The sequence below is a fragment of the Bacteroides difficilis genome (assembly GCF_048319815.1).
GTDB classification, from domain to species: Bacteria; Bacteroidota; Bacteroidia; order Bacteroidales; family Bacteroidaceae; genus Bacteroides; species Bacteroides zhangwenhongii.
In genome coordinates, this window is record NZ_CP182814.1 from 5,441,089 (window position 1) to 5,467,046 (window position 25,958).

27 protein-coding genes and 1 tRNA gene are annotated in these 25,958 nt (G+C 44.8%); 11 read left to right on the forward strand and 17 right to left on the reverse strand.

Annotated elements, in window-relative coordinates:
- The first annotated feature begins 62 nt into the window (after window positions 1-62).
- From ACNOGP_RS21365 to ACNOGP_RS21390, 6 genes are all read left to right on the forward strand, one after another.
- Window positions 63-638: a DUF6249 domain-containing protein gene (locus ACNOGP_RS21365; RefSeq protein ID WP_143865023.1), complete on the forward strand. Its 576-nt coding sequence runs from the start codon at window positions 63-65 to the stop codon at window positions 636-638.
- Window positions 635-1,180 (forward strand): RNA polymerase sigma factor, encoded by a 546-nt coding sequence (locus tag ACNOGP_RS21370; RefSeq protein ID WP_143865022.1) that lies wholly within the window; start codon window positions 635-637, stop codon window positions 1,178-1,180. The genes ACNOGP_RS21365 and ACNOGP_RS21370 overlap by 4 nt, the downstream gene beginning before the upstream one ends.
- Complete coding sequence (locus tag ACNOGP_RS21375; RefSeq protein WP_418213676.1) at window positions 1,167-1,499, forward strand: DUF5056 domain-containing protein; 333 nt, start codon at window positions 1,167-1,169, stop codon at window positions 1,497-1,499. Before ACNOGP_RS21370 ends, ACNOGP_RS21375 begins: the two co-directional genes overlap by 14 nt.
- Window positions 1,500-1,666: 167 nt before the next feature.
- Window positions 1,667-2,938, forward strand: coding sequence for a cardiolipin synthase (gene cls, locus ACNOGP_RS21380; protein ID WP_007766774.1), 1,272 nt, complete (start codon window positions 1,667-1,669; stop codon window positions 2,936-2,938).
- Window positions 2,939-3,021: 83 nt separating this feature from the next.
- A complete protein-coding gene (locus ACNOGP_RS21385) occupies window positions 3,022-3,816 on the forward strand; it encodes a thymidylate synthase (RefSeq protein WP_418213677.1) in 795 nt (264 codons plus the stop codon).
- A gap of 4 nt (window positions 3,817-3,820) precedes the next feature.
- Window positions 3,821-4,315, forward strand: a complete 495-nt coding sequence (locus ACNOGP_RS21390; RefSeq protein WP_143865020.1) for a dihydrofolate reductase — start codon at window positions 3,821-3,823, stop codon at window positions 4,313-4,315.
- 64 nt (window positions 4,316-4,379) lie between these two features.
- Here ACNOGP_RS21390 and ACNOGP_RS21395 read toward each other — a convergent pair whose 3' ends face one another.
- Window positions 4,380-4,859 (reverse strand): Lrp/AsnC family transcriptional regulator, encoded by a 480-nt coding sequence (locus ACNOGP_RS21395; RefSeq protein ID WP_007766776.1) that lies wholly within the window; start codon window positions 4,857-4,859, stop codon window positions 4,380-4,382.
- 151 nt (window positions 4,860-5,010) lie between these two features.
- Here ACNOGP_RS21395 and ACNOGP_RS21400 point away from each other — a divergent pair, with 151 nt between their 5' ends.
- Both ACNOGP_RS21400 and ACNOGP_RS21405 read left to right on the forward strand, forming a co-directional pair.
- Window positions 5,011-6,288, forward strand: coding sequence for an IgA Peptidase M64 (locus tag ACNOGP_RS21400; RefSeq protein WP_186967396.1), 1,278 nt, complete (start codon window positions 5,011-5,013; stop codon window positions 6,286-6,288).
- Between the two features lie 61 nt (window positions 6,289-6,349).
- A complete protein-coding gene (locus ACNOGP_RS21405; protein WP_007766778.1) occupies window positions 6,350-6,886 on the forward strand; it encodes a GNAT family N-acetyltransferase in 537 nt (178 codons plus the stop codon).
- A 79-nt stretch (window positions 6,887-6,965) separates the two neighbouring features.
- Here ACNOGP_RS21405 and ACNOGP_RS21410 read toward each other — a convergent pair whose 3' ends face one another.
- The 9 genes from ACNOGP_RS21410 to ACNOGP_RS21450 form a co-directional block, all read right to left on the reverse strand.
- A complete protein-coding gene (locus ACNOGP_RS21410) occupies window positions 6,966-7,436 on the reverse strand; it encodes an ExbD/TolR family protein (protein WP_005678886.1) in 471 nt (156 codons plus the stop codon).
- Between the two features lie 3 nt (window positions 7,437-7,439).
- Window positions 7,440-8,033 carry an ExbD/TolR family protein gene (locus tag ACNOGP_RS21415; protein WP_007766779.1) on the reverse strand — a complete coding sequence of 198 codons (594 nt, stop codon included), beginning with the start codon at window positions 8,031-8,033 and terminating at the stop codon, window positions 7,440-7,442.
- Window positions 8,034-8,067: 34 nt separating this feature from the next.
- Window positions 8,068-8,553 (reverse strand): hypothetical protein, encoded by a 486-nt coding sequence (locus ACNOGP_RS21420; RefSeq protein WP_007766780.1) that lies wholly within the window; start codon window positions 8,551-8,553, stop codon window positions 8,068-8,070.
- Between the two features lie 6 nt (window positions 8,554-8,559).
- Window positions 8,560-9,363, reverse strand: a complete 804-nt coding sequence (locus ACNOGP_RS21425; protein WP_007751637.1) for a MotA/TolQ/ExbB proton channel family protein — start codon at window positions 9,361-9,363, stop codon at window positions 8,560-8,562.
- 75 nt (window positions 9,364-9,438) lie between these two features.
- A tRNA-Ser gene (locus ACNOGP_RS21430) sits at window positions 9,439-9,526 on the reverse strand.
- A gap of 120 nt (window positions 9,527-9,646) precedes the next feature.
- Window positions 9,647-10,423: a TatD family hydrolase gene (locus tag ACNOGP_RS21435; protein ID WP_418213678.1), complete on the reverse strand. Its 777-nt coding sequence runs from the start codon at window positions 10,421-10,423 to the stop codon at window positions 9,647-9,649.
- 5 nt (window positions 10,424-10,428) lie between these two features.
- Entirely contained in the window at window positions 10,429-11,133 is a 705-nt protein-coding gene (locus ACNOGP_RS21440; RefSeq protein WP_007751639.1) for a hypothetical protein, read from the reverse strand.
- Between the two features lie 15 nt (window positions 11,134-11,148).
- Window positions 11,149-12,123, reverse strand: coding sequence for a polyprenyl synthetase family protein (locus tag ACNOGP_RS21445; RefSeq protein ID WP_186967399.1), 975 nt, complete (start codon window positions 12,121-12,123; stop codon window positions 11,149-11,151).
- A 72-nt stretch (window positions 12,124-12,195) separates the two neighbouring features.
- A complete protein-coding gene (locus tag ACNOGP_RS21450) occupies window positions 12,196-12,879 on the reverse strand; it encodes an energy transducer TonB (protein ID WP_007766787.1) in 684 nt (227 codons plus the stop codon).
- A 219-nt stretch (window positions 12,880-13,098) separates the two neighbouring features.
- On the opposite strand from ACNOGP_RS21450, the gene cmk reads away from it, so the two are divergent.
- The 3 genes from cmk to pfkA all read left to right on the forward strand — a co-directional run bounded on the left by cmk (window position 13,099) and on the right by pfkA (window position 15,789).
- Window positions 13,099-13,791, forward strand: a complete 693-nt coding sequence (gene cmk / locus ACNOGP_RS21455; RefSeq protein ID WP_418213679.1) for a (d)CMP kinase — start codon at window positions 13,099-13,101, stop codon at window positions 13,789-13,791.
- A 22-nt stretch (window positions 13,792-13,813) separates the two neighbouring features.
- On the forward strand, window positions 13,814-14,692 hold the full coding sequence (locus ACNOGP_RS21460) for a 4-hydroxy-3-methylbut-2-enyl diphosphate reductase (protein WP_418213680.1): 879 nt from the start codon (window positions 13,814-13,816) through the stop codon (window positions 14,690-14,692).
- Between the two features lie 116 nt (window positions 14,693-14,808).
- Window positions 14,809-15,789 carry a 6-phosphofructokinase gene (pfkA, locus tag ACNOGP_RS21465; protein WP_007766801.1) on the forward strand — a complete coding sequence of 327 codons (981 nt, stop codon included), beginning with the start codon at window positions 14,809-14,811 and terminating at the stop codon, window positions 15,787-15,789.
- A 103-nt stretch (window positions 15,790-15,892) separates the two neighbouring features.
- On the opposite strand, the gene ACNOGP_RS21470 is transcribed toward pfkA, so the two are convergent.
- The 7 genes from ACNOGP_RS21470 to ACNOGP_RS21500 all read right to left on the reverse strand — a co-directional run bounded on the left by ACNOGP_RS21470 (window position 15,893) and on the right by ACNOGP_RS21500 (window position 25,862).
- A complete protein-coding gene (locus tag ACNOGP_RS21470) occupies window positions 15,893-16,747 on the reverse strand; it encodes an SDR family oxidoreductase (RefSeq protein ID WP_418213681.1) in 855 nt (284 codons plus the stop codon).
- Window positions 16,744-17,967: an NADH:flavin oxidoreductase gene (locus tag ACNOGP_RS21475; protein WP_418213682.1), complete on the reverse strand. Its 1,224-nt coding sequence runs from the start codon at window positions 17,965-17,967 to the stop codon at window positions 16,744-16,746. The genes ACNOGP_RS21470 and ACNOGP_RS21475 overlap by 4 nt, the downstream gene beginning before the upstream one ends.
- 63 nt (window positions 17,968-18,030) lie before the next feature.
- Window positions 18,031-18,792 (reverse strand): DUF1295 domain-containing protein, encoded by a 762-nt coding sequence (locus ACNOGP_RS21480; RefSeq protein ID WP_418213683.1) that lies wholly within the window; start codon window positions 18,790-18,792, stop codon window positions 18,031-18,033.
- A gap of 338 nt (window positions 18,793-19,130) precedes the next feature.
- Window positions 19,131-20,864 carry an ATP-binding protein gene (locus ACNOGP_RS21485; RefSeq protein ID WP_418213684.1) on the reverse strand — a complete coding sequence of 578 codons (1,734 nt, stop codon included), beginning with the start codon at window positions 20,862-20,864 and terminating at the stop codon, window positions 19,131-19,133.
- Between the two features lie 167 nt (window positions 20,865-21,031).
- The gene (locus ACNOGP_RS21490; protein ID WP_007751677.1) at window positions 21,032-22,375 is read right to left on the reverse strand and encodes a citrate/2-methylcitrate synthase; all 1,344 of its coding nucleotides are present in this window, start codon (window positions 22,373-22,375) and stop codon (window positions 21,032-21,034) included.
- Window positions 22,376-22,399: 24 nt separating this feature from the next.
- Window positions 22,400-23,590, reverse strand: coding sequence for an NADP-dependent isocitrate dehydrogenase (gene icd, locus ACNOGP_RS21495; RefSeq protein ID WP_418213685.1), 1,191 nt, complete (start codon window positions 23,588-23,590; stop codon window positions 22,400-22,402).
- Window positions 23,591-23,618: 28 nt separating this feature from the next.
- Complete coding sequence (locus ACNOGP_RS21500) at window positions 23,619-25,862, reverse strand: aconitate hydratase (RefSeq protein ID WP_418213686.1); 2,244 nt, start codon at window positions 25,860-25,862, stop codon at window positions 23,619-23,621.
- Window positions 25,863-25,958: the final 96 nt, after the last annotated feature.

Below are 25,958 nucleotides of genomic sequence, written 5' to 3' on the forward strand. Positions count from 1 at the left end.
GCAACTTTCTAAGTCATTAACTACGTCTAACAAACAAAGAAACAAATTAAAAAACGATCTATATGAAAAATTTTCTACTTGCTTTGATGGTTGTATTGACCACTTGCACACTGGCTGTCGCTCAAAATCAGAATCCTGTTGCCCACGACTCCATCAGTCAGGCGGAACCGACTCTGGTAGTTGACACAGACACAACCGACTCTATCGCCAAAGAGAATGTTACTGCTACGGACACAAGTAATCATAGTGTTCTGTACAGCCTATCCAATGCGATGGAGGATGTTCTGATTCCTATCATCGCAATCATTGCAGTCTTCGGTTTTCCGGTGTTTATCCTATTCATCATTTTCTTCTTCCGCTACAAGAACCGGAAAGCACGCTATCGCCTTGTCGAACAGGCTCTTGCTGCCGGACAGCCGCTTCCGGAAGATTTTCTCAAAGAGGACAAGCCGAATGATCCGCGTACGCAAGGCATCAAAAACATCTTTACGGGAATCGGACTTTTCATCTTCCTCTGGGCTATTACCGGTGAATTTTCAATCGGCACTATCGGTCTGCTAATCACTTTCATGGGAATCGGGCAGTGGATCATCGGTAGAAAGAAAGATGAAAATCAAGAGAATGACAGTCAAAGATGAATCAACTCAATGATATATCGCTAGTCGCGCAGGTCGTGGTGTTCAGAAACACTAAGGCCTTCGACCAGTTGGTGAAGAAGTACCAATCACCGGTCCGGCGGTTCTTCCTGAATCTGACTTGCGGAGACAGCGAATTGAGTGACGACCTGGCACAAGACACGTTTATCAAAGCGTATACAAATATTGCTTCTTTCAGAAATTTGTCCAGTTTCTCCACGTGGCTGTATCGAATTGCGTACAATATATTTTATGATTATATTCGCAGTCGCAAAGAAACGGCAGACCTTGACGCCAGAGAAATAGATGCCGTCAACAGTGCCGAACAGGAAAACGTCGGTCAAAAGATGGATATCTACCGATCGCTTAAGACGCTTAAAGAAATAGAAAGAACCTGCATCACGCTTTTTTATATGGAAGATTTAAGCATCGAAAAGATTGCGGGAATTACAGGAATACCGACAGGAACGGTGAAAAGCCATCTGTCGCGTGGAAAAGAAAAGTTGGCAACGTATTTAAAACAAAACGGTTATGACAAAAATTGAAAATGACGAGAAGCTTTTGAAGGATTTCTTCACGGCTAACAAACAGGAAATAGCTGATAATGGCTTCAGCCACCGTGTCATGCATCGCTTGCCCGATCGTAGCAATCGGTTGGTACGCATCTGGAACGCTGCCGTGGTGGTTGCGGGAGCTGTGCTTTTCATTTGGATGGGCGGCTTGGAAGCTGCTTGGGGAACAATCAGAGAAGTGTTCATAAGCATGATTAATCAGGGCACTGCGGAGCTAGATCCGAAATCGATTATTATCGCCTCTGTCGTCCTGCTGTTTATAGCGACACGAAAAGTTGCATCGATGGCATAAAAGTTATCAATGGCTAAAAGTTATCGAAGCATAAGATTATGATGGCATAAGAGCTATAAAAGCGCCTCGTCTGTTAAACAATAATAAATATACCCTTTCTCCCAAGCAAGCCCAAACATAGATGTCGTATCTTTGTTGGACTGTAAACTAAAACAGAGAGAAGAGTTTTGAAATTACGTATATTTATTTTATTCCTGTTCCTGTCTTTATTACACGCTCAGGCAGACATCATAGACAGTCTAAAGACACAACCCAGAGACTCGATCGGACTTACAAGTGACTCACTTGTATTGCGTTTTCTGGAAGAGTCCGGTATACCCATTTCCGACAACAATAAAGTAAAGTTACTGAAAAGCGGACGGGAAAAGTTTATCGATTTATTCGAAGCTATCCGGGAAGCCAAACATCATATTCATCTGGAATACTTTAACTTCCGCAACGATTCCATCGCCAATGCCCTATTCGACTTGCTGGCTCAGAAAGTGAAAGAGGGGGTTGAGGTACGTGCTATGTTCGATGCTTTTGGCAACTGGTCTAACAACAAACCTCTAAAAAAGAAACATCTCAAGAAAATACGTGAGCAGGGCATTGAAATTGTAAAGTTCGATCCGTTCACATTCCCTTATATCAACCACGCTGCCCACCGCGACCATCGGAAAATAGCTGTCATTGATGGAAAAATAGCTTATACGGGAGGCATGAATATAGCAGATTACTATATCAACGGTCTGCCTAAAATAGGGACCTGGCGTGATATGCATATGCGCATAGAGGGAGACGCGGTCAATGACTTACAGGAAATCTTCCTGACAATCTGGAACAAAGAGACCAAACAAAATGTAGGAGGAGCTGCCTACTTTCCACTCCACGAGAGCAAGACGGATAGTACCGACATCATTGTCGCAATCGTTGACCGTACTCCGAAAAAGAACAGCCGAATGCTGAGCCATGCGTATGCGATGAGTATTTATTCGGCACAAAAAAACGTTCACATCGTAAATCCTTACTTCGTGCCGACCTCTTCAATCAAAAAGGCGCTTTACCGAACCATTGATCGGGGGGTGGATGTGACAATCATGGTTTCTTCCGCTTCCGATATTCCATTTACCCCAGACGCTGCACTCTATAAACTTCACAAACTGATGAAAAGAGGGGCAACGGTCTATATGTACAACGGCGGGTTCCATCACTCTAAAATCATGATGGTCGATGATCTGTTTTGCACAGTGGGGACTGCCAATCTGAATAGCCGCAGCCTGCGGTATGACTACGAAACCAATGCTTTTATTTTTGACAAACGGATAACGGGCGAACTGAACACGATGTTTCACGAAGACATCCGGGATTGCACCCAGCTGACTCCCGAATTCTGGAAAAAGCGTTCGCCCTGGAAGAAGTTCGTAGGATGGTTTGCTAATTTATTCACTCCATTTTTGTAATTTTGCGCAAGCGTATATAGTCTTGAGCGAACGTATATATAATTTTGCGCAAGCGTACGTATAGTATTTGAAATTTATTCATTATGAAACAATATTTGGATTTATTAAATCGTGTATTAACCGAAGGCACAGAGAAAAGTGACCGTACCGGAACCGGAACCATCAGCGTCTTCGGTCATCAAATGCGTTTTAACCTTGAGGACGGTTTCCCTTGCCTGACGACCAAGAAATTGCATTTAAAATCAATTATATATGAATTACTCTGGTTCTTGCAAGGAGATACCAATGTGAAGTATCTGCAAGAGCATGGAGTGCGCATCTGGAACGAATGGGCGGATGCAAACGGTGATTTAGGGCATATTTATGGGTATCAGTGGCGTTCGTGGCCTGACTACAACGGGGGATTTATCGACCAAATCAGTGAAACGGTGGAAACGATCAAACACAATCCGGACTCACGCCGTATCATTGTTAGCGCCTGGAATGTAGCGGACTTAGACAACATGAACTTGCCGCCTTGCCACGCCTTTTTCCAATTTTATGTGGCGAACGGTCGATTGAGCCTGCAACTTTATCAACGCAGCGCCGATATTTTTCTAGGTGTTCCTTTCAATATCGCGTCGTATGCATTATTGTTGCAGATGATGGCGCAAGTGACGGGGCTAAAAGCAGGAGATTTTATCCATACTTTGGGGGACGCTCATATATACCTGAATCATCTGGAACAAGTGAAACTACAACTTACACGCGAACCTCGTCCGTTACCGCAAATGAGCATCAATCCAGATGTAAAAAGCATTTTCGATTTCAAATTCGAGGACTTTGAGTTAGTAAATTATGACCCGCATCCTCACATAGCGGGTGCAGTAGCTGTATGACAATATGAGTAAAATATCAATAATTGCTGCCGTAGACCGCCGTAGAGCAATAGGTTTCCAAAATAAACTCTTGTTCTGGCTGCCCAACGACTTGAAACGTTTTAAGGCATTGACTACCGGAAACACCATAGTTATGGGACGGAAAACTTTTGAGTCACTTCCGAAAGGTGCATTACCGAATCGCAGAAATGTAGTTATCTCTTCCAATCCGGCAATGCAATGTCCCGGTGCGGAAGTGTTTCCTTCGCTCACCGCCGCTTTGCAGAGTTGCAAAGAAGATGAACACGTATATATCATAGGAGGAGCAAGTATCTATCAACAAGCGTTACCATTCGCCGACGAACTTTGTCTGACGGAAATAGACAGTACGGCTCCCGAAGCGGATGTGTACTTTCCGGAGGTCTCTCCGGCCGTGTGGCAAGAAAAAAGCAGAGAGACTCACCCTGCGGACGAGAAACATCTCTGCTCGTATGCTTTTGTCGATTACACAAGGAAATAACTGACTTCCGCTTAGCGCAATCTTATCATCTCATCTGTCACTATCGGTTGATGAGATGATTTGACTAATCTTCATCATCAAAGTCTATATCTATCGGCATCTGTCGCTTGATGGCTTCATGGAAAGATATTAATGTTTCAGTACGGGCCAGACCAAGCGGCTGTAATTTATCATGAATAATGCTCAACAGGTGATGATTGTTTTTAGCGTAAATCTTGATAAACATATCATATTTTCCGGTAGTGAAATGGCATTCGACTACTTCGGGTATAGCTTCCAAAGCCTTCGTCACCGAATCAAAAGATTCGGGATCTTTCAGATATATACCGATGTAGGCGCAAGTCTCATACCCTACTTTCTCAGGATCAATAATATATTCTGAACCTTTCAGGATTCCAAGATTTGTCAACTTCTGAATACGTTGATGAATGGCAGCGCCGGAAACATTACACGCTCTTGCTACTTCAAGAAAAGGAATACGCGCATTTCCTGCAATCAGTTTCAGGATTTGCTCATCCAAAATATCTATTTGATGATGTCCCATTTTCAAATCAAATTGTTTAAAACGATGAATCTTTTGTGCAAAGTTAGCGATTTTTCGGCAACAAATACTATAAACTATTACTTTTATTTATAGGAGGCGGATAAGTCGCCAATAGTTTGTACCTTTGTAAAAACATAAATATACTATTTATATGAAACAAATTTGCTGTACCATCCTACTATTCTTCGCTTTTGCAGGAAGCCATGCACAAAATTTTGCGGATTACTTTCAGAACAAAACTTTACGAGTAGATTATATCTTTACCGGAAATGCGGAAAGACAAAATATTTACCTGGATGAATTATCGCAACTTCCGTCTTGGGCAGGACGGCAACACCACCTTTCGGAACTTCCATTGGAGGGCAACGGACAAATCATCGTTAAGGATCTCGCTACCCAACAAACTATTTATAAGACTTCTTTCTCTTCACTGTTCCATGAATGGCTGAGCACAGACGAAGCAAAAGAGACTGCTAAGGGCTTCGAAAATACATTTCTCCTGCCATTTCCCAAACAGCCTGCTGAAGTGGAGATTACTTTGTATTCTCCCCGCAAAGAGGTTATGGCACGCTACAAACACCTTGTCCGTCCGGATGATATACTGATTCATCAACGAGGCGTGTCCCACGTCACTCCGCACCGGTATCTGCTCCGGAACGGAAACGAGAAAGACTGCATTGACGTTGCCATACTTGCTGAAGGCTATACGGATAAAGAGATGGATCTGTTTTACCAAGATGCCGAAAGTGCCTGCGAAAGCCTGTTTTCGCATGAGCCGTTCCGCTCAATGAAGGATAAATTCAATATTGTTGCCGTAGCCAGCCCGTCCACTGATAGCGGTGTTAGTGTTCCTCGCGAGAATCAATGGAAACAGACGGCTGTCCACTCACACTTCGACACGTTCTATTCAGACCGCTATCTGACTACCAGCCGGGTAAAGTCTATCCATAACGCTTTGGCGGGTATCCCCTACGAGCACATTATTATCCTTGCCAACACGGACGTCTACGGCGGAGGAGGAATCTATAACTCCTACACACTGACCACCGCCCATCATCCCATGTTTAAACCGGTGGTAGTCCATGAGTTCGGCCACAGTTTTGCCGGGTTGGCAGATGAATATTTTTACGAAAACGATACCATGACGGATACTTATCCACTGGATGTCGAACCGTGGGAGCAAAATATATCAACACGGGTGAATTTTTCTTCCAAATGGGAAGACTTGCTTCCGGCAGGCACTCCGATACCTACTCCTGCCAACAAATGGGAGAAGTTCCCTATCGGGGTATACGAAGGTGGAGGTTACTCTGCCAAAGGTATTTATCGCCCTGCCCATAATTGCCGCATGAAAACAAACGAATACAAGGAATTTTGTCCGGTTTGCCAACGTGCCATCCGGCGTATAATCGAATTCTACGTTCCTTGATGCAACGATAAGAATGAAATTGTAAAACAGAAATATTATCTAATTTTAAAACCCGAACCTCATGATCAGACTTCAACCAATCAGTACATCTGACCTACAACATTACAAATTTATGGAAGAACTGCTGGTAGATTCTTTTCCACCAGAAGAGTACCGCCAATTAGAACAGTTACGTGAATTCACCGACCGGACAGGCAATTTCCATAATAACATTATTTTTGATGACGACTTGCCGATAGGCTTCATCACCTATTGGGACTTCGGTAACTTCTATTACGTAGAGCACTTTGCAACCAATCCTGCTTTGCGCAACGGAGGGTACGGCAAACGTACGCTGGAATATCTATGCGACTACTTAAAACTCCCCATTGTACTCGAAGTGGAGCGTCCGGTAGAAGAAATGGCAAAGAGACGTATCGGCTTCTACCAACGTCAAGGATTTGTCTTATGGAAGAAAGACTACCACCAGCCTCCTTACAAGCCCGGTGATCACTTCCTCCCAATGTATCTAATGGTACACGGCAACCTTGATCCGGAAAAAGACTACGAAGATATAAAGCATAAACTGCACACGGTCGTCTACGGAGTAAAAGAGTGAAGTAGAAAGAATAACAGAACAAAGAAAAGGCTTCCAAATCATTTTGGAAGCCTTTTCTTTATATAATAGAATTAACTAATTATTTCTCACCACGTTTAGTAGCAGAATAGTTAATCTTCAAAGCATAAGATTTTCTGAGGGCATTTTTTACGTCAGTAACAATACCCATCTTTGTCTTTTGGTCTACTTTCAGAGACACAGTCATCTTAGCGGCGTCACCTTCACTCATACTAGCGCGTTCCTGGAAAATGAAGTCCTGCACCTCGCCCACTTCAGCATAGCTGTCGTTGAGCTGAATACGACTTTCAGTACCCATTTTCGCACGGTATTCTTGTGTAGGTTCACCTACATAAATGAATGTCACCAATGATTTCTTCTCCAGTTTTTCGAGCTCAGTACCTTGCGGAAGCGTAAACTGCACCTTTAATGTTACCTCACGCATTGTTGTTACAATCATAAAGAAGAACAACAAGGTAAAGATAAGGTCAGGCAACGAAGAAGTATTCAATGCCGGCATTTCACGTTTACCAGTCTTATTAAATTTTCCCATTACTTACCTCTTTTTTTCTCCGTATTTTTTAGGTTCTGCCTCAGAAATACGTTGCGGATAAATCTCACGGACTGCTTTCTGTTGTAGATCGTTCAGTTCCGCATAAGTAACCCCAAATTTTTCTTTAGCCAACTCATCTCTCAATTCATTGTATGCAGCAACCAATTCATTCTGCACACTGATATATGCCTGATAAGAAGATCCACGGTCATTCTGCAAAGAAATTACGTGCTTGTCGTTAACCATGCATGTGCCGAAGAATTCTACATTCTTCTGTGTTTTCTCAGGCATATTTTCTGCATTAGCAACGTTAGCGATAAATTCTTTGGCCTTTTGTCTCAACTGATCAACACCGATATAATCATTTCCGCACATCAAAGCATCATCCTTATTCAGATACACCTGCAAGATGTTACGTTCTTTGATTTTATCCGTATTCTCGTTCTTTTCATCTTCGGGAGGTGGAGGCAAAAGTCTTGCCAAACCACGGTCCGTATCCATTGATGTTGTAATCAAGAAGAAGATCAGCAACAAGAAAGCGATATCCGCCGTAGAACTTGAGTTAATATCAGGAACTTTTCTTTTTCCTTTTGCCATTGTAATTACTTTTTAATTGAGTACTCTCAATTGATTATGATAATTTTTTCTTTATACCACTTGCAATGATTGCAACAATTGTTACAAACAACAGGATGTAAATAGAATAAAGGAACATATCAGTCAGCTTCAACCAGAAAGGAACGTTGTCAGTACCATCATAACCCGGAATCTGCATAGGTGTACCGTCACCCATAGCCCAAGCTACAACTAATACAACAACCAAAAGAACCAGACCAAGCAAAGACTTAATAGCGGCTGCCGGGCTGTCTTTCAAAGCTGCACCAAATTGGAATACTGCGGCAACTAAAGTAGCGGCAATAGCAATACCAAACAAAGCATACATCAAATAGAGTAAGGCATCTGTCTGGGCCGGTTGCCACATTTCGGGATCTACTCCCGGGATCACTGCCGCTCCAGTAGCGTCTCCTCCGAAGAAGAAGAGCCCCATCACGATCAGGATAATAGCAAACATCGCATACAATGCGTAATACGATATTCTATATGTTAACTTACTCATTTCGAATTATTTTTTATATTTCAGGTTATATTTGATCACCATGTCAAGCAAAGAGATAGAAGAATCTTCCATTTCACTTGTAAGAGCTTCAATCTTAGAAAGTACGTAGTTGTAGAATACCTGAAGGATCAATGCTACGATCAAACCGAAGATTGTTGTAATCAAGGCCACTTTCATACCACCTGCAACAACTGTCGGAGAGATATCACCTACCTGCTGGATTTTATCAAATGCCTGCACCATACCGATTACAGTACCCAAGAATCCGAGTGACGGAGCCATTGCGATAAACAGTGTGATCCAAGAACATCCTTTTTCAAGGTAACCAGCCTGTACACCACCGTAAGATACAACTGACTTCTCAACTACGTCGATACCTTGATCGATTCTCATCAAACCTTGGTAGTAGATAGAAGCAACAGGACCTCTAGTGTTACGAGCAATGTCTTTTGCAGCTTCAACGTCACCTTTTTCCAAAGCAGCTTCGATAGATGCCATGAATTTTTTTGTGTTGATTTCAGCCAAGCTCAAATAGATGATACGTTCGATACAGAAAGCCAAACCAATCACCAAAGCGATAGCTACCAAACTCATGAAAGATGCAGTACCTTCGATGAATTTAACTTTGATTTCCTTGTGAATACCACCTTCTTCTGCAGCAGGAGCAGCAGCAGTTGTAGCTTCAGCAGCAGGAGCAACAGCTTGTTGTTCAGTTTGTTCTGCTGCAGGAGCGTCTTGAGCCTGAGCAAGTTGAGTTGAGCCAAATGTTAAGGCCCCAATCACAGCAACAATTGCGAATAACTTTTTCATTGTGTGTCTAATTTTTAAGATTAATTAATTGATTATTATTATTGTTTTTACTTCTCGTTTCACATTCAATTTCTGCGGAGAGACGGGGATTCGAACCCCGGATACACTTTTGGCGTATACACGCTTTCCAGGCGTGCCTCTTCAACCACTCGAGCACCTCTCCCTATGGGTTTTCTGTATTTTCAGCTACAAATGTATCCTTTTTTTTCTTTTCTTGAAGCATTATCCCTTTTTTATCTCGAATAAATACTGCAAATTAATATAATTTAAAACCTTTCGTGCCTTATTTGCGGAATCCGAACACTTTTAGCGCATTTTCAGAAGTGACCTGAGCCACGTATTCAAGGCTCTTCTGATAAATTTCCGCTACTTTGGCAAGGGTATCTTTCACGTTGGCGCTTTCATTTCTCTTCCCGCGATTCGGAACGGGGGTCAAATAAGGAGAGTCGGTTTCGAGCACAATACGCTCCAAAGGAACGGTCAACAGGGTTTCCGGCAACGTCGACTTTTTGAAAGTGACCACTCCGTTAATGCCCAGCATGAAAGCATCGAACTCCAGCAGTCTAGCCGCTTCTTCCGGCGTTCCGGTAAAGCTATGGAAAATCCCTCTTAATGCGGTTTTCTTATAGGGTTCCATTACCTTATATATATAATCAAATGCTTCTCTCGTATGAATAACAACCGGCAATTCATATTCAAGCGCCCATTCGATCTGTCTTTCAAAGACCAAAAGCTGCTCTTTCAGAAAAGTCCGGTCCCAATAGAGGTCCAGACCGATCTCACCGATAGCCACAAAATGATTGGGAGCCGACAAACGTTCACGTACAATTGCCAATTCCTGCTCATACGTCTCATTCACCGAAGTAGGGTGCAATCCAATCATCGGATAACAAAGATCCGGATATTTCGCACAAACGGATAATAAAGCGTCAATCGTCGTACTGTCAATATTGGGCATAAAAATAGACGAGACACCGGCATTGCGCGCACGCTCCATAACTTGCGGCAAGTCTTCGGCAAATTCTTCTAAGAAAAGGTGTGAATGGGTGTCTATCAACATGATAACTAATTTTCTTCTTTTACTTTCTCGCTGGAACGGTAATAATATATCAGTCCATAGTCACGGCACTTATCCAAACGATCCTCGTTTGGAGTAACGTCTTGATATTTCGCTTCTACCTGATTCCAGATATCCAGAATCAGTTCATCGGCACGCTCACGCATAGAGGACAGCTCATCAAGACTACGGTTGGTCAATGCCTGATAATTCTTTTGCCGTTCATAACTGTCCAGAAAAATATCGTAATGCACTTTTACACGTGCAATGGTCGGGTTATAAATAGGTATACCGCCCTGTCCTGTCCGGCGTTGCTCGCCTTCAATAATTTTCTTCCCCCACTCCACCAACGAAGCCTCACTCAACAGATCGGGCACAACATTGGCATCGGGCAGATCGTACAGTTTTTTGTGTACCGCTTTTATCTCGTCACGAAGCACAGCCAAATTGAGCACTTGGATAAAATGAGAAATATACAACCGGGCGGTTTTCACATTTGCCTGGTGCTTGCGACTAGCCCGAGACTGATTCTCGTAACATTGCGTATAGTAAATTTGCGCAGCCTCGAACCTCTGCAGGAAGTTACGTGCCTCGAACAGCGTCTTTAATGAAATAGCCAAATCGCGTACATTATATACATCCCCTTTTTCGACCGCCGCTTTCAGCGCCCGAACTCTCGCTTGATCTGTATTTGGTAATCGTCTATAAGGCATGCTTCAAGGACTTAGCTACATTTCACGGTACATTAACAATTTCACCAGGTTCTTCAGTTCTTTTTTTCTTTCCTCAGCCACTCCCACTGCGGCAAGGCTTTCCATAGCAAGCGTGTAATAGCCGCGCATTTTGTTTTCGCAGACACTACGAATGTCCAGTTGGTTATACAGTTCAGTCACCGCTTTTATTTTCTCGGCCGGCTGACAAGTTTCCGCATTCAGCCAACGGTTCAGTTCCTCCCTCTGTTTCGCATCCGCACGATCCAATGCCTTGATGAGCATATATGTTTTTTTGTTGCACAGGATGTCTCCGCCTATTTTCTTTCCGAACACTTCCGGATCTCCATAAACGTCCAACAGGTCATCTTGCAACTGGAATGCAACGCCTATCTGCATTCCGAATTTATATAGATTTTCCGCATCTTCGGCAGTCGCCCCCGCCAAGATAGCGCCAATCTTAAGACTGCCCGCAAGCAGCACCGCTGTTTTCAGGCGGATCATTTCAATATACTCGTCTTCCGTCACATCACCGCGGGATTCAAATTCCATGTCCAGCTGCTGTCCTTCGCAAATCTCAAGCATAGTCAGGCTGAACAGCTCCATCACCTCTTTCAAGTGTTCCGCCGGGCAAGCCGTCATATAGCGGAATGCCAGAATCAGCATAGCGTCTCCCGACAGCACAGCCGTGTTATCATTCCAGACTTTGTGCACGGTCGGTTTTCCCCTACGCATATCCGAACGGTCCATCAAATCATCATGCAACAACGTGTGGTTGTGGTACACCTCGATAGCAGTAGCCGGCTCATAGATAGAAGCAACATCCTCCCGATACAAATTGTACGCCATCAACATTAATACGGGGCGTATCCGCTTCCCACCCAGAGAAAGAGTATATTCGATCGGTTCATAAAGTCCTTTCGGTGTCCGGGTAAATTGGATATCTGCAATATATTTATTTATTTTATCAAGTAGTTGAGAAGCTGTATACATGAGGATGGAGAAAATATTTAATGAATGAAAAGAGGCTGCCGAAAGCAGCCTCCCAAATTATTGTGTTACAAATTACTGCAATCTGAACATTACAGGAACTGTAAATTTAACACGTACCGGTTTTCCGCGCTGCATACCTGGTTTCCACTTCGGCATGGTGTTAATCACACGGAGGGCTTCCTTGTCCAAGTACGGGTCAACGCTACGTACTACTTTTGCGTCTACAATACTACCGTCCTTGTTGACAACGAACTGTACGATAACACGTCCTTGAGTTCCGTTTTCCTGAGCGATAGTCGGATATTTGATATTTTTAGCCAGATATTGCATCAAAGCTGCCTGACCGCCGGGGAAATCCGGCATGTTTTCTACAACTTCAAAGATAGTCTGTTCTTCCGGCTCTTCTTCAACTACTTGCACCGGAACGTATTTTACTTCTACCGGAGCCACATTATCTTCGTTGATAATGGTAGTTGTTTCATCAATTTCGGCTTTATCGTCGACAATTTCCAGCAATTCAGCCACCTTCGGAGCTTCGGGTGGTGGTGGAGCTTGTTGTTCAGGGGTCTCGGTGATAGGAATGATTTCCTCTTCAAACACAACGTCAGCTACTGCCTGGCTTGTATCAATTTTCACGTCACGCTGGGTCCATTCGAACGCCACGAACATGAAAGCCAACACTACCACGTAACCAACGAGCAGCCATGTAGACTTCTTACCTTCCAGGTCTGCTTTGGGTGATTTTTTAACTTCCATAAAATAATTAATATAATGATTAATAAAAAAAGTGTCTTCCTATGTGTCTCCGGGCAAATATAGTACATTTTCAGATAACCGTCCACCTCTTCCCGTCTTTTTATCCGGCTTTTTAACTTTTTTAATTCTTTCGGACTTATCCGGCTCCTTTTAACGGCAAATGCATGGTTGATTTTCAAAATAAATGTATCTTTGGCGGACAAATCAGAAGAACTGAATATGAAAAAGATAACAATAGCAATCGACGGTTTCTCTTCTTGCGGAAAAAGTACAATGGCCAAAGACCTTGCCCGCGAAGTAGGATACATTTACATTGACAGCGGAGCTATGTATCGCGCGGTCACCTTATATAGTATAGAAAACGGCATTTTCGACGGGAACGACATCGACACGGAAAAGCTGAGAAAAGAAATCAGAAACATCCGTATTTCATTCCGCCTGAATCCGGCGACCGGACGGCCGGACACGTACCTCAACGGTGTAAATGTGGAGAACAGAATCCGGACGATGGAGGTGTCGTCTAAAGTCAGTCCCATCAGCGCACTCGATTTCGTACGCACAGAAATGGTAGCGCAGCAACAGGCAATGGGAAAGGAAAAAGGCATTGTGATGGACGGACGTGACATCGGAACGACCGTTTTCCCGGAAGCCGAGTTGAAAATTTTCGTAACCGCCACACCCGAGATCCGTGCCCAACGCCGTTACGACGAGTTGAAGACGAAAGGCCAGGAAGCCAGCTTCGACGAGATTCTGGAGAACGTGAAACAACGGGATTATATCGACCAGCATCGGGACGTCAGCCCATTGCGGAAAGCAGAGGACGCTCTGCTGCTGGACAATACGAACCTGACAATCGAGCAGCAGAAAGAATGGCTGTTTGAACAGTTCAACAAAGTAAGTGGCATTCAATAACCGCAGATAACGACCGCAAATTATGATTAAGGTAGAGATTGACGAAGGTTCCGGCTTCTGCTTCGGTGTGGTGACGGCCATCAACAAGGCAGAGGAGGAATTGGCAAAAGGAGAAACACTTTATTGTCTCGGAGACATCGTTCACAACAGCCGAGAGGTGGAAAGACTCAAAACGATGGGATTAATCACCATCAATAGGGAGGAATTCAAGCAGTTGCGGAATGCAAAAGTACTGCTCCGCGCGCACGGAGAACCGCCTGAAACTTATATGATCGCCCGCGAGAACAATATAGAAATCATCGACGCGACTTGCCCGGTGGTGTTACGCTTGCAAAAACGTATCAAACAGGAGTTTCTGCAAGACGCCGCCAACGATGAAAAGCAGATTGTGATTTATGGCAAAAACGGTCATGCGGAGGTGCTGGGACTAGTGGGACAGACCGACGGGAAAGCGATTGTCATCGAGAAGGCAGAGGAAGTAAAGAAGCTGGACTTGAATAGAAGTATCCGTCTCTTCTCGCAGACCACCAAGTCTCTGGATGAGTTTCAGGAAATTGTAGCGTATATCAAACAGAATATTTCACCGGAAGCGACATTCGAATACTACGATACGATTTGTCGCCAGGTGGCAAACCGTATGCCCAAGTTAAGGGAGTTTGCAGCTACACACGATCTGATATTTTTCGTCAGCGGGAAGAAAAGTTCAAACGGAAAGATGTTGTTTGAAGAGTGCCTGAAAGTGAACGCCAATTCACATTTAATTGACAATGAAAAGGAAATAGACCCTTCCCTACTCCAAAATGTACAGTCAATCGGGGTTTGCGGAGCTACCTCCACCCCCAAATGGCTGATGGAAAAAATATATAACCACATTCAGTCGCTTATAGAAGAAAGCAAATAGCTGCAATTTGAACATTTTTAATGTTTTCTTCATACGAAAAGAAACTTCATAACCATTGCTTTCAACTTTTTATTGTACATTTGCCACGTCAAACTAATTAATGAAAAGATTGTGTTATGGGAACAGTTAAGTGTATCGGAATCTTGACTTCCGGAGGTGACGCCCCCGGAATGAACGCAGCTATACGTGCGGTGACACGTGCGGCCATCTACAACGGATTGCAAGTTAAAGGTATATATAGAGGGTACAAGGGCCTTGTGACAGGCGAAATCAAAGAGTTCAAAAGTCAGAACGTAAGTAATATCATCCAACTGGGCGGTACTATCCTGAAAACAGCGCGCTGTAAGGAGTTTACCACTCCGGAAGGACGTCAACTAGCCTACGATAACATGAAAAAAGAAGGTATTGACGCTTTGGTAGTCATCGGTGGAGACGGCTCGTTGACGGGGGCCCGCATTTTTGCACAGGAGTTTGATATTCCTTGTATCGGACTTCCGGGAACAATCGACAACGACCTTTATGGCACGGATACCACTATCGGATATGACACGGCATTGAATACGATTCTGGACGCTGTGGATAAAATTCGCGACACGGCAACCTCGCACGAACGTTTGTTCTTCGTCGAAGTAATGGGACGCGACGCAGGTTTCCTTGCGCTGAACGGAGCAATCGCTTCGGGAGCCGAAGCCGCCATCATTCCGGAGTTCAGTACGGAAGTCGACCAATTGGAAGAGTTTATCAAGAACGGATTCCGCAAATCAAAGAATAGTAGTATCGTACTAGTGGCGGAAAGCGAACTGACCGGAGGAGCGATGCACTATGCCGAACGTGTAAAGAACGAATACCCGCAATACGACGTACGTGTAACGATTTTGGGACACTTGCAACGCGGAGGTAGCCCGACTGCTCACGACCGTATTTTGGCAAGCCGACTTGGGGCTGCCGCTATCGACGCTATCATGGAAGACCAACGTAACGTAATGATCGGTATCGAACATGACGAAATTGTTTACGTACCGTTCAGCAAAGCGATTAAAAATGACAAGCCGATAAAAAGAGATCTTGTGAATGTATTGAAAGAGCTTTCTATCTAAGGCTCGGAATAATAAATAAAACGCGGATTAACGCGGATAACGCAAATAGAATTTAATCTTTCTTTGCGCAAATCCGCGTTAATCCGCGTTTCCTTTTTTCCTCTTAGGAAGAAATCCATCGTGCCAACGAACGTTCCGTGACTTCCCACAGTAGCTCCCTCTGCACGTGATGAACGTATTTATCCGATAATGCTTTCCGACGATTGCTAGCATACAGTTGCCCCGTCACTCCGGCTTCTTTCTCATCCAACAACAAACCGATAGCGGTGGAAGCCCCTTGTGCGGGCTTGCGAATAAAAGGCCGGAAAAAAATGTCCGTCAGCGGGTCAAACCACTTATGCATAGTAATAATATTAGTAGAAACAATGCCCGGATCGGCGGCATTGACGGTAATTCCTTTATCACGGAGTAGCTTGGACAGTTCAATGGTAAACAACAATAAAGCCAGTTTCGTATTGCTGTAAACGGGAATTCTCCAAAATTCTCCGACCTTGCCTCTGTGAAAGAAATCGGGAAGTTCAATACGCCCGATCGCATACGTGCAAGACACCATGTTTACAATTCGCGCACCGTGCACCATCGCAGGAATCAGTTTCCGGGTAAGCAGATAAGGTCCTACATAATTCACGCTAACCGTTCGCTCAAACCCATCTACGGTAATATGAAGTCCCGTTTCCATCGTTCCCGCATTATTCATCAGCAGAGAAACAGGAAGGTTACGTTCTAATATCCGGTCGGCAAAAGAAGCTACGGATTGCATGGAAGCCAAATCAAGAGCCATAACTTCCAGATTCGGGTTCCCGGTTTCTTCAATCAAACAAGCGCGGACAGTCTCCGCCTTTTGGGGGTTGTAACAAGCCATTATTACCTGATAACCGGCTTTGGCAACGGCACGCGTGATTTCCGTTCCCATCCCTCCGTCCGCACCGGTAATGATAGCCCATTTTATTTCATTCATTTCTTTTCCAATTTTTCAATCTCCTTTTGCAGACAAGGAGGTAACGTTTCTTTTAAATGTTGATGGCAAGCCATTTCTATCGAATACATACGGCCTATGCAGTAATTACTGTGTCCACAGTTGCAACGGGCCTGCTCCTCCTGCTTCATCCGGTTCACAAATCCAGGTTCGTTGAGTAAGGCACGTCCCATCTGCACAGCTTCAAAGCCCGCATCGAGCACTTCATCTATCTTCTGACGGGCAACGAGTCCGCCAACATAAATCAAGGGAGCTTCCGGAAGAGCTTCCCGGAACTTTAAGGCGTCTTTCAGGAAATAAGCCTCTTCAAAAGGTACGGACGGAATCATCCATTTTCCGAACATCCGGACGCCGTATTTCAGCCACCAACAGTCCATGTAGTGCGCCATCGAGCGAATCGGCATCGCTCCCCGCATCACATACATCGGGGCTTTGCTGACAAAGCCTCCACTCAGCACCAGTCCGTGAGCACCCAGCTCCAGAAGCCGCTTCGCCACCTGAATGGATTCGTCTATTTCCATTCCGCCTTTGAAACCGTCGCGCATATTCATTTTGACAATCACCGCCATGTCATTGCCCGCCGCTTTCATCACCTCTTCCATCACCAGATCCATAAAACGCATCCGGTTCTCCAGCGAGCCTCCGAACTCGTCTTTGCGATGGTTGGTGTAAGGTGAGAGGAATTGGCTGATTAAATAACCGTGTCCGGCATGCACTTCCACCGCATCAAACCCCGCTTCCCGTGCCAAGTTGACAGCGTTTCCGTAAGCCTGTGCCATTTCCGGAAGTTCTTCCTGTTCCATTCCACGCACAAACGTAGGCGAATAGAGGTTAAAACCAGAAGAAGCGGATATAGGCGTGACACCGCAAATCTTTTTGTGGGACATATTTCCGCAATGCCCTATCTGGATACCTACCGCAGCACCCTCGTCGTGCACGGCTTTTGTCAATTCATTCAAACGGGAAATTATGGACGGACGCATCCATAACTGACGATCGAAAGAGAGCCCGCTTTGCGTCACGGCGGCATAAGCTACGGTCGTCATCCCCACTCCTCCCGCAGCAACCGAGCGGTGGTAATCCAATAGCATCTGCGAGGGAGTATTGCCCGGACACATACTTTCAAACGCTGCCGAACGTATCGTCCTGTTCCGCAACGTCAAAGGGCCGAAAGTGACCGGAGTGAAAAGTTTAGATTCCATAGTAGTTTATATTTATTCAAGTCTTAATTCTAGTCTTAATTCAATTCGTGATAAAAAAATCTCCTAGTAGAGAAAAGGAAACACCCGCTTCCGTGTGCCTACCGCGTCGCCGAATTCCTCGCGATAACGTTTCCAGATGGCGTCGGCTCGCGGAACGAGGTTTGCAATCGTCCACCAAAGGAAAACAAGTCCGGAAAGCGAACAGGTAAGAATTGCCCAGCCTGCCCATTCTACGATTTCACCGAAATAATTGGCGGAAGTCACATAGCGGTACATGCCTTTCTGTGGCAGATAATGCCGTGTGTCTCCCGGTTTACGCAAATGGCGGATGATATAATCGGACGACCAGTTCACCAGCATACCCGTGAAAAACAGCAAAGTACCTATTATAAAGTACGGGGAGATGAACCAATCGGACTGGTACATCGTTGCGGGGGCAAGGTAGAAAATCCATTCTCCTTGCATATATCCATTCAACAGATTGAAAAGGATTCCCATTGACATGATGGCCAACGGCATTTTACTTTTTCCTTTCAATAACAAAGGGAAAATGAAAGCCCGTTGAAAATAATGCAGTTGGAAGAATAAAAAGAAGGTCAATATCACCGGCTCAAAGCGGCGTTCCGAATACATCCACATCACGCACATCACGAGGAAGACCGGAGCTTCCATCAGTATCCAAGCCAGTTTGTTTGAAATAGCCGCTCCCCACGAAGACGTGCGGAAGATTCCGTATCCTGCTTTCACGAAGTAGAGAGCGACAAAAACAATCAGGGCAATCAAGCTCATTACACCCAAAAACAGATTAAAAGCTGCTAAATTCATATTGAAGTTCTTTTGTAATGCACAAAAATAGCAAAAATGAAAATAATAGCCACACAAAATGTCTTTTAAATATTAAACTTACCAAAATAACAACTACACTTTGGATTCAAGAATTTACCATCGAAGGACTCGCGGGCAACGATTGCACATAATTCACTGATTTACACCAGTATACAAAGGGCAAGTTATCAAATAGAGAAAAGGCGTTTTAACACGATGTTAAAACGCCTTTCTTGGTAGGCAGAAACCGCCTTTCCTTGACACCAAGAACGCTCTTTTCTCCATAAGAGGAGACGAGGGAGCTATTCGAAATGTTAATTATGTTATTATTTCCAATTTTATATTTCCTCGCATCTCAGCATCTCCCATCCCCGGAATTGAAGAAGTAAACGATGAAGAGTTGTGCCTTTCGCCAATTGGCGAGCTATTTTATCTTCACTATATTGATGCAACTGCCTGCGCCCTTCCTCTGCTTGTGCCGCAAGTTCCGCATCGGTAGCAGTACGTGCCGCGTATTTCAACTCCAGAATATAGCTGTGCTCTATATCTGGATAACGCTGCTTGTCAGGCAGAAGGAAAAAGTCACAGTAACCATAATTCATCTCCAGCTCAGGCTCTACCAGATAATAGGAAGCGAGTGCCAGATAGGCCTTGAGGAAACCTTGCAGGTTTCTTTCCCCTTCCATTCCGTCACGTATAGAGGAATTCTCATGATAAGCACTGGCTATGGACTCAAAGAACGGTTTCCAATGACCGTCGTAAACCAAATCGTCTATCTGGTCTTTCAAATGAGAAAGATTTAACGGATGAATCTGTTGATAATAATCACGCAGGAATCCGAAATATTGCTCGCGTACACAATGATTGGGGATGCACATCCGCAGCCGGTCACCACGTGTGCCACAAATTGTAAGCAATCCGTAATAATAGAGCAGGCTACGAAAATTATCAATATCCACTATCCTCTCCGCCGGAAATGAAGTGTGAAGGTTCACCAGAATCTCTCCTTTTGCAGCAATCTCCTCAATCGTGCTCATACGACTTCCTTCACGGCTACTGTCATGATCGATACGGGCAAGCATCTTCAGTTTACTGTAATCGGTACGAATATTTTTATCTACCATGTCTTCGGGAGAACGATGAAAGTCAATCTGGCTACGCAAATAGTATAACGTCATGTCGCAATTAAAAACTCTATCATCATTCAAGCTCATCCGTGCAAAGCAATAATTATCATACCACGGCTTCATCTCCGATATCATCGCTTCCACCTCACCGGTCAACAAACCATTTGATTTATAATAAGTAAACATCTCACGCACTTCCGTTTCACTGAATCCCATCATTGCATTGAAGCGAGAATCAGTCGATATATTCCAATCTATATTATATCCACTAGACAAGTCGTCCAGTGTGACCGGGCTAACTCCCATCAGGAAAATGCGGTTGAACATTCCCTTATATTGCTTGAAATATTCCCGATAAAATCCACTGGCGTGTGTCAGATCATGAAACATTTTCTGACCGTGTTCGCTCAATATGACATTCGTGAAGTTATCATATTCGTCAATTATCAGATACAAAGGATATCCCTTTTCCTTTGCTTCCAATTCAATATAAGCCAATTTAGCTTTCGGATTCTCAATGCTCAATACTCTCGATTCAAAATCATCATTGTAGAATGAGGCATATTGCTGGGCAAACTTATCAATGACCAAACCGCAATACTCATTAAAACTCGTCATCAACCCGTCGCCTACGCCTGAACAACCGGCTTTGGAAAAATCGAAATAAAGAACCTGAAAACGATTGCGTTCTTCAGTGGGATGCGTGCCAATCCATAAATCGCCAAAATACTTGTCGAAGTTGTCCCGCTGCAATATATCGTAATAAGTACGCATCATGCTTAAGAAAAGACTTTTCCCGAATCGTCTCGGACGAATAAGAAACAAATAATTGGGCATTTGCTCAATCAGCGGCAGATACCTGGTCTTATCTACCAAATAACAATTATCACTTCTCAATTGGTTAAAATCCGATATTCCGTAAGGTATTCTTTTCACTTGACTCATAATCCGACTGACTTTTATAGATGTATTGGCAAAGTTAATCTATTCTACCGAATAAAACAACGTTAGCGGAAGTATTGTTTTCATTCACACTGTTCCCCGAACAGAATCGAGACTCAATATCTATTCGGGGAACATTTTACATTATATAGAAAAAGGATCGATGCGGATCAGCGTTTCTTGATCGGAACATAGGCCAGTTCCTCAAGAACGTTCTTATAAGCAGGACGAATAATACGTTTTCCGTCAAAGGTCAGTTCCTCATTACGGTGTGCACACCAGCCGACAATACGAGCCATTGCGAACAAAGGAGTGAAAATTTCCTGCGGCAGTCCGATCATTTCGTACACAAAACCGGAATAGAAATCAATATTGCTGGATACTGTCTTTCCATTGTTCTTCACACGTCCGAAAGTAGCGATAGCACGTTCTTCCAGCAGTTCGAGGAAAGCAAACTCACTCTCTCTGCCCTTCTCACGGGCAAGGTCACGGGCAAGTTCCTTCAGCAGAAGTGCACGTGGATCGGAAATGGTGTAGACAGCATGACCGATACCATAGATAAGTCCGGTTTTATTGTACACTTCCTTGTTCAACATACGAGTGAAATAAGTATCTATTTCATCCACATTCGTCCAATCTTTGATATTTTCTTTCAAGTGGTGGAACATATCCGCCACTTGGATATTCGCTCCTCCATGAAGCGGACCTTTCAACGAACCGATACCGGCAGCGATGGCCGAGTAGGTATCCGTTCCGGTAGAGGAAGTGACACGGACCGTAAAGGTAGAGTTGTTACCTCCACCGTGCTCTGCCTGAAGAATCAATAACAAGTCGAGTGTGCGAGCATCCAATTCGGTATAGTCCTTCTTCAGCATATATAAGAAATTTTCGGCAATAGAAAGCTTTTCCTGCGGATGGCGGATATGCAGAGAACGCCCGAAAGTAGCATGACGAAGCATATTATAAGCGTATGCAATGATAGTGGGAAACTTCGAAATCAGCTCAATACTTTGGCGCATCAGGTTGTCTCTGGAGGTATCGTCCGCATTCGCATCAAAACGGTACATCTCGAGCACGCTGCGCGACAAAATATTCATAATATTACTTCCCTCCAACTCAATAATATTCATTTTCGTCTTCTGCTCCAACGGCATGTTGTCGTTGATCAGTTCACGGAAAGAAAGCAGTTCTTCCTTGTCCGGCAAGCGTCCCGAAAGCAGCAGGTAGGCCACTTCCTCAAAGCCGAAACGTTTCTCCTTGATAATGGCATGAGAAATATCTTCCACGTCATAACCGCGATAGAACAATTTTCCCGGTATAGGCTTCAATCCGCCTCCCGGAACACGTTCGTAACCAACCACGTTACCGATTTTAGTCAGACCTACCAGAACTCCTGTGCCGTCTTCGTTACGCAGTCCGCGCTTCACGTCAAATTTGGGGAACAATTCATTGTCAATCCGGGTAGCTTCCTTCATCTCTTCGGAAAGCTTGTAAATCAAGTACTCTTTCTTCATTTTCTTTGTCTTTATTCGTTACTTCTATTTTTCTATTCTTTCCACGATTTCACGGGTGAAAGCGGAAGTGGAGAGGGAGACTCCATTCGGCATGAAACGGGCGAGGTCATGGGTGGCACGCGCATCCAAGAAACTCTGTTCCAAAGCTTTCTCGATAAGAGTTGCCGCTTCTTTCCAACCCAAATACTCAAGCATCATGACTGCCGAAAGTATGATAGAGCAAGGATTCACCACATCCTTGCCCGCAATAGTAGGCGCTGTTCCATGCGTAGCTTCAAAGATGGCATGCCCCGTTTTATAATTGATGTTGGCTCCGGGAGCAATCCCGATACCACCCACCATTGCCGCCAATTGATCAGAAACGTAGTCTCCATTAAGGTTCAGAGTGGCTATGACCGAGTAATCTTCAGGGCTCAGAAGCGTATTTTGCAGGAAAGCGTCGGCAATGCAATCCTTAATCACCAATCGTCCGTCTGCCAACGCGTCGGCAAATTCACGCTGCGCCAATTCGTAGCCCCATTTCTTGAAACCGCCTTCGGTGAACTTCATTATATTTCCCTTGTGAACCAACGTGACGGAGGGCAGATGATGGTCTAACGCGTATTGGCAAGCAGCACGCACGAGACGTTCCGTACCTTCCCGCGAAACCGGTTTCACACCGAAAGAGGAGCTCTCCGGGAAACGTACCTTTGTCACACCCATCTCGTCTTTCAGGAATTTATAAAACTTTTCCGCTTCCGGAGTGCCTGCTTCCCATTCAATACCTGCATAAATGTCTTCCGTATTTTCACGGAACACGCACATATTTACTTTTTCGGGTGCTTTCACCGGCGACTGTACTCCCGGATACCAACGGACGGGACGAAGACAGACGTATAAATCAAGCGTCTGGCGTAACGCCACATTCAACGAACGGATACCGCCTCCGACAGGCGTCGTCAACGGACCTTTAATACCAATCAGATACTCCTGAAATGCCTTCATCGTCTCCTCCGGTAGCCAAGAACCTGTCGCATTAAAGGCACGTTCTCCCGCCAACACTTCTTTCCACTCGATACGGCGTTTGCCACCGTACGCTTTCTGAACAGCTGCATTGACTACGGCTTGCATGGAGGGAGTAACTTCCGCTCCCACTCCATCACCGGTAATATAAGGTACGGTAGGCACATCGGGCACTGACAGCATACCATCTGCTTGCATAATTATTTTGCTCATGATTTTTATTTTTCTTGTCTTTTTTAAATTATCTGGCATTCAAGGCAGAACCGGCACGGAACCAAGCTATCTGCTGTTCATTATAAGTGTGTTGCACTTCAAAGCTCTCTTTCGTCCCGTCTTCGTGATGGAGAACGACAGTCAGATTGCGTCCCGGAGCGAAGTCCACCAAACCAAGCACGGACAAAAGGTCGTGTTCACGAATCTTATCATAATCGGCTTTGTCTACAAAAGTGAGGGCAAGCATACCCTGTTTCTTCAGATTCGTTTCATGAATACGGGCAAAACTCTTGGCGAGAATGACACGTACATTCAGAAAACGCGGTTCCATAGCCGCATGCTCACGACTAGAGCCTTCACCGTAATTTTCTTCGGCCACGACAATAGACGGCACTCCTTCGGACTTATACATTTTTGCCGTACCGGAAACAGTTCCGTAAGTGTTGGTAGAACGGTTCCAAACCTTGTTCGTCTCACCGTTGAAGGCATTGACAGCTCCCATCAACATGTTATCCGAAATATTTTCCAGATGTCCCCGGAAACGGAGCCACGGACCTGCCATCGAAATATGATCAGTAGTACATTTGCCTTGCGCTTTGATCAATAAAGGCATATTCAATAAATCTTGACCATCCCAAGCTGGGAAAGGAGCCAACAGTTGCAAGCGTTGTGAATCCGGCTTCACCCTGATTTCCGTCTCTCCTCCATGAGGAGCAACGTAACCCTCGTTTCCTTGCGCAAAGCCGTTCAAAGGAAGTTCATCTCCCACCGGTTCGGACAGCTTCACCTTCTCGCCGTCATGATTCACCAGTCTGTCTTTCAAAGGATTGAAACAGAGGTCACCCGCAATTGTCAGTGCCATCGTCAGTTCCGGAGAAGCGACAAAAGCGTATGTATTCGGATTGCCGTCGGCACGTTTGGCAAAGTTACGGTTGAAGGAAGTGACAATTGAATTTTTCCGCGTCGGATCATCCGTCTCACGTTTCCACTGCCCAATACAAGGGCCACAGGCATTTGCCATAATTGTAGCTCCTATCTGTTCAAAAGCTTCTATCATTCCATCCCTCTCGGCAGTGGCACGAATCTGCTCCGAACCCGGATTCACAATCAACAGAGCGGCTACACTCAGGTTCTTTTCGGCAACCTGCTTCGCCAGAGAAGCGGCACGGCTCAAGTCCTGATAGGACGAATTGGTACACGAACCGATCAATCCCACTTCCATCTTACGCGGGTAACCGTTCAACAACACCTTCTCCGCAAACTTGGAAATAGGAGTGGCAGCGTCCGGTGTGAAAGGACCGTTTATATAAGGCTCGAGTTCAGACAGGTCTATTTCAATGACGCGGTCGTAATACTTAGTCGGTTCCTCAGCCACTTCATCGTCAGCACGAAGGTCGGCGGCAACGGTCTCTGCCAATTCAACCACCCGCTCTCTTCCGGTAGCTTTCAAATAGGTGGCCATGCGCTCGTCAAACGGGAACAATGAGGTGGTAGCCCCCACTTCGGCCCCCATGTTACAAATGGTCGCCTTCCCGGTAGCCGAGAGCGATTCGGTTCCTGGACCAAAGTATTCGATAATGGCGTTCGTTCCCCCTTTTACGGTAAGAATTCCGGCAAGTTTCAAAATCACATCTTTCGGAGAAGCCCAGCCGTTCAGTTTTCCGGTCAGGCGGACACCGATGATTTTCGGCATTTTGAGTTCCCACTCCATACCGGTCATGACGTCCACCGCATCCGCACCGCCAACCCCGATAGCAACCATGCCCAGTCCACCCGCATTTGGCGTGTGCGAGTCGGTCCCTACCATCATTCCACCGGGAAAAGCATAGTTCTCGAGTACAACCTGATGGATAATTCCGGCTCCCGGTTTCCAGAAACCGATTCCGTAGCGGGAAGATACGTCACGAAGGAAATCGTACACTTCTTCATTGGTCAGCCTTGCAGTGGCAATATCTTCTTTTGCACCTTTATACGCTTGTATCAAATGGTCACAATGCACCGTAGAAGGCACAGCAACTTGATCTTTGCCCGCATTCATAAATTGAAGCAGAGCCATCTGGGCTGTCGCATCCTGCATCGCAACACGGTCGGGACGAAAATTCACATAATCTTCCCCTCTCTGGTAATCTTTCACATCAGCCACATCATACAAATGGGCATACAGTATTTTTTCGGCCAACGTCAAAGGACGTTTCAATATAGCCCGTACGTGTTCTACCTTTCCTTTATAAGCAGTGTAGAAAGCTTCTAACATAGTTGCATCGTATACCATATCACTTTTTGTTTTTTTAGTCTATCTATTAAAATAACGAATGACGTTCGAGTAATGTTTAACAAAATGAAATAAATTTTCGTCTCGGGAAGAAGA